6 protein-coding genes are annotated in these 11,383 nt (G+C 62.5%); 1 reads left to right on the top strand and 5 read right to left on the bottom strand.

Annotation, left to right across the window (positions count from 1 at the left end):
* Positions 1-3 precede the first annotated feature (3 nt).
* The 4 genes from U5A58_RS04835 to U5A58_RS04850 form a co-directional block, all read right to left on the bottom strand.
* Complete coding sequence (locus U5A58_RS04835; protein WP_321960506.1) at positions 4-2,268, bottom strand: xanthine dehydrogenase family protein molybdopterin-binding subunit; 2,265 nt, start codon at positions 2,266-2,268, stop codon at positions 4-6.
* Between the two features lies 1 nt (position 2,269).
* Positions 2,270-2,725, bottom strand: a complete 456-nt coding sequence (locus U5A58_RS04840; RefSeq protein WP_321960507.1) for a (2Fe-2S)-binding protein — start codon at positions 2,723-2,725, stop codon at positions 2,270-2,272.
* Between the two features lie 415 nt (positions 2,726-3,140).
* Complete coding sequence (locus tag U5A58_RS04845) at positions 3,141-7,049, bottom strand: patatin-like phospholipase family protein (protein ID WP_321960508.1); 3,909 nt, start codon at positions 7,047-7,049, stop codon at positions 3,141-3,143.
* A gap of 143 nt (positions 7,050-7,192) precedes the next feature.
* Positions 7,193-7,999 (bottom strand): M15 family metallopeptidase, encoded by an 807-nt coding sequence (locus U5A58_RS04850; protein WP_321960509.1) that lies wholly within the window; start codon positions 7,997-7,999, stop codon positions 7,193-7,195.
* 665 nt (positions 8,000-8,664) lie between these two features.
* Here U5A58_RS04850 and U5A58_RS04855 point away from each other — a divergent pair.
* Complete coding sequence (locus U5A58_RS04855) at positions 8,665-10,176, top strand: Dyp-type peroxidase (protein WP_321960510.1); 1,512 nt, start codon at positions 8,665-8,667, stop codon at positions 10,174-10,176.
* Positions 10,177-10,649: 473 nt separating this feature from the next.
* Here U5A58_RS04855 and hxlB read toward each other — a convergent pair whose 3' ends face one another.
* A complete protein-coding gene (gene hxlB, locus U5A58_RS04860) occupies positions 10,650-11,225 on the bottom strand; it encodes a 6-phospho-3-hexuloisomerase (protein ID WP_321960511.1) in 576 nt (191 codons plus the stop codon).
* Positions 11,226-11,383: the final 158 nt, after the last annotated feature.

The raw sequence follows: 11,383 nt of genomic DNA on the forward strand, positions 1-11,383 counted from the left end.
CCCTCACGCCGACTGTGCGGATGCGCCCGCGTTCGCGAGCTGGCGGCCCACGGGCAAATGCCGTAGACGCTTTCCGGTGGCCGCATAGATCGCATTCGCCACGGCCGGAATGACCGCCGCGGTACCGGGCTCGCCGATCCCGCCAGGCGCTTCGGCGCTCTTCACCATATGCACTTCGATCACCGGCATCTGGTCGATGCGCATGATCCGGTAGTCGGTGAAGTTCGTTTGCGTCACACGTCCGCGCTCGATCGTGATTTCCCCCCACAACGCGGCGGTGATGCCGAACGCAATGCCGCCCTGGATCTGCGCCTCGATGGTCTCGGGATTCACAACCATGCCGCAATCCACGGCGCACACCACGCGGTTCACGCGCACCTCGCCGTCGTCCACGGTGACGTCGGCGACCATGCTGAGGAAGCTGCCGAACGCGTGCATGACCGAAACGCCGCGCCCCTGGCCCTTCGGCATCGGCGGTCCCCAGTTCGCGGCGCGCGTGGCCACGTCGAGCACGCCCAGCGCGCGCGGTGACTTGCCGAGCAGATTGCGGCGATAGGTGACCGGATCGGTTTTCGCGGCCACGGCCAGCTCGTCGATGAAGCTCTCCACCACGAACGTGCCGCGCGTCGGTCCCACGCCGCGCCAGAACGCGGTGGGCACCGCATGCGGCTCCTGGCGCACGTATTCGATCAACTGGTTCGGCAGGTCATAGGGCAGGTCGGCGGCGACCTCCACGGCGTCGGGGTCCACGCCGTGCTGGAAGGCGGGTGGCGCAAAGCGCGCCATGATCGAAGACCCCGCAATGCGGTGCTGCCACGCCACGGGTTTGCCGTTCGCGTCGAGCGCGGCCGAGATGCGGTCGTAGTAGTACGGCCGGTACATGTCGTGCTGAATGTCCTCCTCGCGCGTGTAGAACACCTTCACCGGCACATTGAGCTGCTTGCCGATCTTGAGCGCCTGGGTGATCGCGTCGACTTCGAGCCGCCGCCCAAAGCCGCCGCCGAGCAGGTGGTTGTGCACCGTGATCTGCTCGGGCTTGAGACCGGTGACGGCCACGGCCGTATCCACGGCGCGTGTGGGCACCTGGGTGCCCACCCAGATGTCGCAGCCGTCGGGCTGCACGTGCACCGTGCAATTGATCGGCTCCATCGTTGCGTGCGCAAGGAACGGCTGCTGATACACCGCGTCGATGCGCGTTTTCGCGTTGCCGAACCCCTGCTGCACGTCGCCGTCCTTGCGCGCAACGGCGCCCTCTCGTTGCGAGGCGCTCGCCAGATCGCCGACGATCTGCTGCATCGACACGCTCGCGCCCGCGCCTTCGTTCCACTGAACGACGAGCGCCGCCGCGCCGCGTTTCGCGGCCCACGTGTGCGCGCCGATCACGGCCACGGCGTTGTCGATCTTCACGATCTGCGTGACGCCGGGAACCTGCTTCGCGCGCGTGTCGTCGACTTTCGCGAGCGTGCCGCCGAACACGGGGCAGTTCACGATGGCGGCGTAGACCATGCCGGGCAGGCGCACGTCGAGGCCGAATTGCGCCGAGCCGTCCACCTTCTCCGGCGAGTCGAGGCGCTTCGTGGGCTTGCCGACCAGCGTGAAGTCTTTCGGGTCCTTGAGCGCCACCTTCTGCGGCACGCTCAGGTGCGCGGCCGCATCGACGAGCTGGCCATAGGCAATGCGCCGGCCGCTCGCGTCGTGCAGCACCTCGCCTGCCCTGGCATGGCAGCTGGCGGGGTCGACTTGCCACTGCTGCGCCGCGGCCTGAATCAGAACGGTGCGCGCGGCGGCGCCCGCTTCGCGCATGGGCTGCCACGCAAAGCGGATCGACGTGGAGCCGCCCGTGAGCTGGCCGCCGAGCAGCGGGTCGGTGAAGAGCTTCTCGTTGGGCGGCGCGTGGTCGACCGTGACGCTATCGAGCGGCACTTCGAGTTCTTCCGCGATCAGCATGGGAATCGACGTGTACACGCCTTGCCCCATTTCGACCTTCGGGATGATGAGCGTGACCTTGCCCGAGCGGTCGATCTGCACGAACGCATTGGGCTCGAACACACCGTCTTGCGGCGCTTCGTTGCCGTCGCCGCCAACGATCGACTTGCGCGTCTGGCTGTCGCCCTGTGCGCCTGCGGAAAAGCTGATGCCGAGCAGCAGTCCGCCGCCTGCTGCCGCACCGAGCTTGAGGAACGTGCGGCGCGAGAGTTGACCGCCGCCGTCGTGTTGCGGCTTGCGTCGCGGCGCGCCGTTCTGCGCATCGAGGAGACCCTGTGACATGTCAGGCCTCCTTCGCGGCTTGCTTGATGGCGGCGCGAATTCGCGCATAGGTGCCACAGCGGCAGATGTTGCCCGCCATTGCGGCGTCGATGTCCGCGTCGCTGGGGTTCGGATTCGCGGCAATGAGCGCGGCCGCCGACATGACCTGCCCCGATTGACAGTAGCCGCACTGCACGACGTCGATCTCGCGCCAGGCCTTTTGCACCTTCTGCCCCGCAGGCGTCGTGCCGATCGCCTCGATGGTCGTGATCTTGCGGCCCACTACGGCCGCGACGGGCAGCACGCACGAGCGCGCCGCCTCACCGTCGAGATGCACCGTGCATGCGCCGCACTGCGCAATGCCGCAGCCGAACTTCGTGCCAGTGAGGCCGACTATGTCGCGCAAGACCCAGAGCAGCGGCATGTCGGGTGGCGCGTCGACTGTATGAGTTTCTCCGTTGATGATCAGCGTCGTCATGAAGCGGCTCTCCGGGAGTGGGGATTTGTCGTTTTTGATCGCGCAATCGAAGTGTCCGCGCGTCGGCTGTTGCGCTTTGCCCGCCTAATGTGCGGGTCAAAGCACGGGCACGTGAGCACGGCCTTTCGACAACCGGTTGAGTGTAGCGCCGCCTTTAAATGCGTGCAGAAAACGGTTCGTTTGGGTGGCTTGCAAACGAAAGCCGACTTGAGGGCGTTTCCACGCGATTCGTCTTCGTTTTATTTTTCGGGTGGCAAACGAAATCTGTCCTCGCCTGGCAATCAACGTTGTCCAGGTCGCGGCCTCGCGCATATGCCATGAGCCCAGCCGGGGCGGGAAGCGTTCAGTCGCCTGGCATTGACTTGTTCAGCCGGTTGAGGTCCGGCAGTGCAAGCCGAAGGCGGCGAATGACGCTCTACTGCTTGTCCGGCAGCGACGGGAAGGGCGCTCCGAACGGCTTCGAAGCGACCATGTACCACGATCCCCGGAAACCGCGCCGATAGCGTCCGGCATCGTCAGGAAGCGTCGAGACGACGACGCACGCCGACTGTTTTCGATTGGCATTCGGACCGCGGCTGATCTCGCAGCCTTCGGATGTCGCATGGCAATGAACGCCATAGCGATTGTCGCCGGTTACGCCCGTGTCTTCCTGATAACAGTAAGCCGGGCTGGGGAGGGTGCCGGTCACCGCAGGCGAGGGCGGAATCCATACCTCGATCGTACGCGGACGGCTCGGCAATTTCGCGGACAGTTGCTGCACGCTCCACGACTGGGGCGCGTCAAGCGGGCTCAGATGATTCGCGCAGGACCTGGCGTCTTCGCGATGGTAAATCACGGTCGGCCTGTCGTAAGGGCGCGGCGCCTTTCGCCCGTTGCGGCGAGCGGTTTCCAGAACATCTTCGACCGGCGGGACCGACGCGCCCAGCGCGCGCCATGTGTCGCCGAGGGGAAGCACGCGGTCGCGCAATTCGGGGCCGTAGATCTGGATGTAGATCGTCTGTCCGGCACAGGGCAGGCCGCCATCGGACGCAGTCTGCGCCGTCGGCACGGGTGCGGGCGGTGCGGCTGGCGGCGGCGCCGAGGCGGCCGGCGACTCGCTGGCGCCGATGAGAGCGGAGGCGTACTGGGGTGGCGCAGCGTTGGCGGTCTGAGGCGAGCTGGCCGTTTCGCTCTGTTCGATCGCGCCGGATTCCGGGGCGCCCGACGACGCCAGGGTTGTGCTCCCCGTTGCCGACCATGAAGCGTGATACGGGCAGTTGACCGCCTTGATGCCGCGCTTCACGTCGTTGTCGTTTTCTTCGTCGTAGCTGCGGATCCAGTATTGCTGCTCGCAGCGTTCGCGCGGCGCGCTCTGAAGGCAAGTGGCGACCTTGTTGTCGTCGATGAGCGCATCGCAGGCCGGATGCTTTGGCGTAGCATCGCGGCAGGCATTTTTCGTATCCTCGAGCATGAGCAGGATCAGCGGCGAAGTCTTGAAGGCCTGCGAGTTCGATTTCGAGCATTCCACCTCGCCAATGCGCAGAAACGCCGACGCCATTTCGCCGAGATGGGCGTCGTCGGGCGCGATCGTTGCCTTGCCCGACGGTGCGAACTTGCCGAATATTTCGGTCAACTCCTTGAATGCCGCCGGCTGAATGTGCGTCTCGCTGTCGCGCGTCTTGAGTTCGGCCTCGACGGCCTGCCACGTGGTGAAGCCGAGCGTGCCGATGGCGCCCACGCTGAACGACGCGGTCACCGCGCTCGCGGCGGCGATGCGCGCGGGCATGCGCTTCATATCCGGTGCCGGCCGCTGAGCGCCGGCCGCGGGATTCATGGTGTCACGATCGTCTTCGAAGTACTTCGTCGCGAATCCGGAGATATCGTCGAGCACTGCCGCATTCAGATGCAGACCCAGTGCCTGCCCGAGCCGGAAATAGCTTTCCCACTGCGCCTCGCTAAAAAGCTGGTCCGTCGTCGACTCCTGCGGAAAGAGCGGATTGTCGGCCTTGAAGTTCACGAGATCCACGGGCATGTCCGCGCTGATGTTGGGTTTCACGACGATCACGTGCCCGGTTTGCCCATGATCGCGGTAGGTCACGCGGGCCAGCGCGAGACACGTGGAGCCTTCCGGCGAGGCGATATCGTCGATCGATCCGAACCTCGGAATCGTGCGGGCCAGTTCGGCCTTCGGCCGCAGAAAGGTGATCTCGGTCTGAAGATCGATGCGCGCCTTGCGAACCAGATTCTCCAGATCACGGAAGCTATATCGCGCGTCCGCGCCGCAATCGGCCATCACGATCAGCTCGCAACGCTCCTGAAGCAGGGCGTAAGCGCCCGTGTTCTCGAAATGTCCGCCGTCGCTCAGATATTGGTACCGGCTGCTCTGGCCGTCGAAGTGACCGAAGAGTTCGGCGAAGAACTGACCGTATTTGGGTGACAGCACGCGCCGCCAGCGGCTTTTCCGCGTGTCGTCCGGGCCGCGCCGCAGACTGTCGCCGTCCCACCAGTATCCGAGCCGCAGTCCCGCGATCATCGATAACGCCGAGAGGCCGGGCCGCGTGTTCATGCCGAGACCGGGGCCGACCGCTGCGCCGGAGATCGCCATCCATGAACCGAGGCTTGGCGCGCCGGCCGCCGCCATCGGCTGCCACGGTCCCCGTCCGACGCGGCAGTAGCCGTTTGGTCCGACCGTCATCAGCAGGCCCTTGCGATCCTGATTGCACAGGCCACCGCGCGGATCGCGCGTCTGGTTCAGGCAGACATTGATGAGATGTACCGGGCCGCCTGCCTCATGCGGCGCGTAGGTGTCGATGCTCACGTCATCCAGCGGATGCACCTCGTCGACGGCGGAGGGCCGGGCGTTCTCGCTCGGGTGCAGCGGCACGGCCGCCGTCGCGTCGTTCGAGCGCGAATCGAAACGCCGGGGATTCGCCGCGCCGAGATAGCTTCGCACGAGCCGCGCCCGATAGAACGCGTAGAGCGAAGACCGGTTCAGTGCATTCGAATCGCTCGATGTCAGCAGGACGACTGCAAGGGCGGGGCCGCCGATGATGGCGAGCCACTGCGTGGCCGACGCGAAATCGAGTGCGATCATGCCATCGCCGGGAAAGAGCGCAGTCATGGCCGCACGATGCACGAGGCTGACCCAAAACACCACGAGCAGGATCAGCAGGGCCAGTCCCGCCAGATTGACGAGATCGAGCAGCCGGGCGCGCGTTTGCGGCGCGAGATTCTGCGGCAGTTCCGCCAGTTTAGGCAGCAGCACGCGCAGCACAACGGCCGTTGCGGCGATGCTCGCCCCGGCCGTGCTCTGGCCGTTGAGATCCCCTTTGGCGAGCCACCATGCGAGCCCGTCGATGATGCCGAGCGCGATGACGGCGAAGAGGATCCGCAAATCGAGCGCAAGCCATCGGGTGAAACGATTCCTGAGATGCTCCGGCTCGCGCGAGCCCGTGTGCCGCAATATCCACGCGAGGGCGATTCCGGCGATGCACGCCGTCAGCATCGCGACGATGCCGACGAACCACACAATCGGCATGCGTACGAGGTCGAAAAACATGCCTCGTCCCTGCTCGTCGGAAGTGAAAACGCCAAAGTGGAACATGGCGTAGATCGTTGCCATGCAGGCGAGAGCGACCAGCCCATGCCGAGCGCTGAAGTTTGCGCGCTTTTCTTCGGGCGCGGCGCCGTAAGCGAAAACCAGCGCGGCTCCGCACCAGACCAGCAAGGGCAGGAGGATCCATAGGGTCGGCCAGGGCGAGACGGCGGCGAGCGTGTCCGTCGTGATCCATGACGGGGCGTGACATGAGGCGCCGGACGAAATGCAATCCGCCCAGCTCCACATCGCGAGATCCATCCCGACGAGCAGGCTGCCCAGCACGAGGCTCAGCACGGCGAGGTGCGCGTGGACGGTAAGCAGAGCGCGGATAAAGTTGGCGGCCGCGAACAGAATGTCTTTCGTGCCGCCGGGAATCAGATACCGGCCGTTCGCCCGCAGCCAGCCGGAGAAGCGGCGCGCGTCCATGTCGGCGAGCGCCTGTTCGACCTCGAGCGGCGCTTTGTTGCATTCGCGCGCATTCTGGAAAAGCTTGCCGATCGTTCCGCCTATGTAGCCGCCGCCCGATACGGTGGACATCAGGTCGAAGCGGTGAAACACGCGGTTTTGCGCGAGCGCGTTGAGCAGGCCGGCACAAAAGGTCGCGCTTCGTATGCCGCCGCCCGACAACGCGATCCCCCACACGCCGCGCTGTTCGTCACGCTTCGGGTCGGCAATGCGCGCTCTGCGCTCACGGATGCTGGCATCGACGACACTGTCGTGCTCGCCTTCTGGTTGCTCTCGCATCATCTCGTTGCTCCCGCTTCCCGCGCGAAGGCCTCAAACGCAAAGACGGGTTTTCCGGCAAAGGCTGAACCTCGGCCGGAGCACGGCTTCCGGGAATGTCGCGCCATGTTCGCCTTGATCGTGTCGATGGGTCCGGAGTGCTTTCGTCAGCCGTGCATGTCGACGTGATCGGGAACGTGAAGTGCGAAATCGGCCGCGACGACGGACATCGCGTCCGCGGCAAGGACATACTCGGACTCGTACTTCTTTTGAGCCAGATCCTCGACGTGCGCGAGCGTGTCGTCGAGGCCGGCGTCGTTGATTCCGAGGCGCGTGAGCGCGGCGCGTGTCTTCGCGCCTATCGCACCGTCCAGATTGCCGATCACCTCGCCGCATCGGATGAGCGCCGCCTGAAGTTGGGCTTCTTTTTGCGCCGAGCCGAATCTGTCGACACGAACGCCAAGCGCGAGGATCGCGGAGGCGGCTCCGGCGGCGTAGGGATAATCGAAGTTGTCGCCATTCTTCGCCTCGTAATAGTCGATCACGCGCTGATGGCTGCCCCGGCACTCGAAATGCCACGCTTCGCTCGCGCGCGAATTCGGCGCCTTGATGATAGGGTTGACGCCGTGCGTCTTCGCCAGTAGCCAGAATTGGTCCAGTTCCATCTTCAGGTCGTCGAGGGAGAGATCCATTGCGCGTCCGGCCTCGTGGAAGCTGCCTCCGGGCGGCGGACTAAACGCGGTTTTCTTCTTGTTCACGTAGTCGAGATGCGACTGCAACTGCATTTCGTAGCTTCGGAACAGGTCGGAAAGCACGAGCCGCCCACCGCGTGCGGCCAGGTCGCGCGACAGCGCGGCGAGCGCGGCTGCCATGTCCGGCGTCGCGTGCGCGAGCCTGTTCGGCAAGGGCACGGGCGCGCCTTGCTTATTCTTGTAGATGGACGGGATATTGATATCGACAAGTGGCGTTTTCACGTGATCTCCCGAAGACTGCTGCATGAACGACGTGCCGAAAGCCCGTGCATGACAGGGACTTCCTGGCGTAATGAATGGAAACGCGTCCTTCGAAACTGGGCGCAATACTTTTGCTGAATTATTTATTCATCGATTCATCGTTGGGATGGCTTTATTTCATCTCACTGGATGACCTGTTCATTACGAGGTTAGGTGGAGTTAAAGTTGAGGAAAGCTTCTTGTAAATGGAAATGTGCGCTCACGCACAAAAGAATGGCATTTCGATCGACTATTCGGTCGTTGAATATAAGTGAATAAACAATTAAATTCTTTGAAAGAAAAGTTATTTAACAACGAATGAATTGTGCGGTTCCGCACACAGCGAACAGATTTTCTGTGAATGGAGCCTTACGCTTCTCTAATCTTCTCGTCGAAGACAATTCAAAAATCAAGACCAGGCCACTGGCGGAGAGGGCTCCAGACTGCCATAACTGTCTCGGGTGCGCGCAACATGCAGACAGTCTTGCGTGTTGTGTCGACCGGGGCGGACCGTACAGCACAAGCGCTATTGCTGATCGAGCGCGCATCTCTCGTCTCTCACGTTGAGGTTCAGGTTGGGGCGGCGGAGCGATCTCTTCTCCACGTCAGTCTTCGTCATTCTTTTCAGAAACTTCAAGGAGAGGGATATGGCACGCGATCTGAACGCTGAACCAGCGTTACCGACAGACGAAATTCAAGGCGATATTCTGGCTGGGCTTATTAAGCAAAACGAACATCTTCTGTTCTTCAAGATATCGGATGTGAAGCGTTTCAAAACTTTCCTCCATTCGCTGCATCTGACGAGCGTTGACGAAACGCTCGCACAGGAAGAGATGATTAAAAAGAGCAAGAACGGCACGCGTCGAAAACTGCTGCCCACGCCGGGCCTCAATATTGCGTTCACATTCTCCGGATTGACTGTGCTTGGCGTTCGCGATATCGACTCGGTGGCGGCACAGGCCTTCATCGAAGGCATGGGCCAGCGCGGAGACAAGATGACCGATCCGCCCACATCGTCGTGGAGCATCCTGCGCCCGGACGCGAATCTCCACGGGGTGTTCGTCGTGACCGGCGCAAGCCGTGCTGAAATCGCGGATATCATTTCCCTGCGTCTTGCTCCGCCGGGCGAAAACGGCTGGATGCTTTTGCACACCGAGGAAGGACAGGTGCGCCCTGCGCCTGTTGCCGGTCACGAGCATTTCGGCTATGCGGATGGCGTGTCGCAACCGGGTGTGAAGGGGAGAACCTCGGCCAATGCTGCACTCACGCCAACCGCCAGTGGTGCGAAGCCCTCGGAAGGTCAGAAAGGCCAGGATTTGTTATGGCCAGGCGAGTTCGTCTTTGGTTATCCAGGCCAGAATCCGAATGCCCCTTCACTGGAAGTCAAAGGAGACGTCAAGAAGGCGCCCTCGCCGTTCATGGAGAACGGTGCGTATCTCGTGTTCCGGCGTCTCGCGCAGAAAGTTCCTGAATTTAATCGCTCCGTCAAGCTCGCCGCCCAGAGCATCACTAGCACCGCCAATCCGATGGATCCGGATTTACTCGGCGCGCAGATGGTTGGGAGATGGAAAAGCGGCGCTGCCATCATCAATGCGCCACTCGGTGACAATCCCACCATTGCTGAGGGAACGCCCAACGTCAATGATTTTGAGTTCGACGGCGACCGGCACGGCTTCAAGTGCCCGTTTGCCGCGCATGTCCGGAAGGCGTACCCGCGCGACGACGTTCCAGGCGATCCAAACGCCAAGGACAAGAAGGAAATCGACGCGGCGGAAGCGTGTACGCAGTCTCACCGCATGCTTAGACGCGGCATTGCTTTCGGCCCTGAGGTGACTGAGCAGGAGGCGCTCAATGAGCAATCGGCAGGTGGCGCCATGTCGCGCGGGTTGCTTTTCAAGTGCTACATCACGTCGATTGAGAACCAGTTCGAGTTCGTTCAGCAGTCATGGGCGAACACCGTCCAATTCTCACAAGTCAATAGCGGTATCGACCCAATCATCGGACAGTCTCATCAAACGCACCGGTTCTTTGCGGGTGCCGCGCCAAAGTCACATAAGGCGGCCGATAAACCACAACTTGAGCTGGAGAGCTTTGTGAATCTTGAGGGGGGCGCTTATTTTTTTGCTCCCAGTATTAAAAAGCTGCACGAGATTGTCTAAGCGCCGATTGATAGGTGCGGTCACTAGTTGTAGTGCAAGGGGCGGGCGTTTCAGAGCGTTCGTATTCTGCGAATGAGACCTGAAACGCCGCTCCCCTTAATTCAGTCGCTTGGCGTGATCGACTGCCCAAATCAAAAAATAGAACCGGGCAAATCTCGCTGCTCATGGAGTCAGCGAGGACCACGAGTAAGCGGGCTGCGCAGTGAGGCGTGGCGCGTTTGCGCAAGTGTGGGGCGCAACACGCATCGGCTGGAGATTCTCTCAGCGGTCGAGCCGTGGCTCGCGGGCGCGCCCGGCGTGCGCAGATCCTCGCGTTGCTCGATGGGATCGAATGCGTTCAAGTTCGAGCGAGAGCGGATTCTCGTCGAGAGCTTTGACGGTATCTGAGTGCAGCCGTCTTCGAGACCGGCTGATCGCATCTTGCGACAAAGCCCGCGCGCCTGGCATGACTTTCAACGATGCCGCGGGGGCACTCATTCGAGATTGGCATGTCTCTGCGCCATCTCGTCTTCGCCGATTCCCTTCTTGATTTTCAGCAGGCATACGACTGCTTCGCAGAGCAGGAAGAACACCTGTTCGAACAGCGTGCGCATGGGTTGAACGCTTTGGCCTTGTTCGCCGTTCACGAGATCGGCGGGAGCAGGAATTCTCACGGTTACGTCTGCCGTCATCGAGCGAGCGCCAGTGCGGCGCGCCGTGAAGAGCGCGACTCGCGCTCCGGCTCGTCGGCCCTGTTCCAGTACGGCCGAAACGCTGCGAGTTTCGCCTGACCCCGAGGCAACGATGATCAGGTCCCTGGCGGCCACCGGAGGACAGGGCAGGCCGCCCGCCATATACGCCTCGAAGCCGAGGTGGTTCAGCCGCATGCAGAACGCCTGCAACAGGATGCCCGACCTGCCGGCCCCCAGGCAGAACACGCGCGGAGCGCGCTCGATTTCGGCGACAAGCGAGTCAAGGTCCGCGGAATTAACGTCGCGGAGGGAGGCGTGGATTTCACCGAGTATCTCGCCCGCCAGGCTCGGTACCTCCAGTTGCTTCAAGTCGGTCATGGTCGCACTTCGTTCTCGTCAGGTTAGTGGAGTCCGGCGCCCGGAGCGGTCTTCCTCTGCGGCGGCATTCCGGTCGGCGAGAAAGTCCCGTCTGTTGGGCTAACTATAACACCAAGAATCCATGATGGTGAAGCTACACCATTTTACCTGGTGCATTC

It is taken from the genome of Paraburkholderia sp. J7 (assembly GCF_905220155.1).
Taxonomy (GTDB): domain Bacteria; phylum Pseudomonadota; class Gammaproteobacteria; order Burkholderiales; family Burkholderiaceae; genus Paraburkholderia.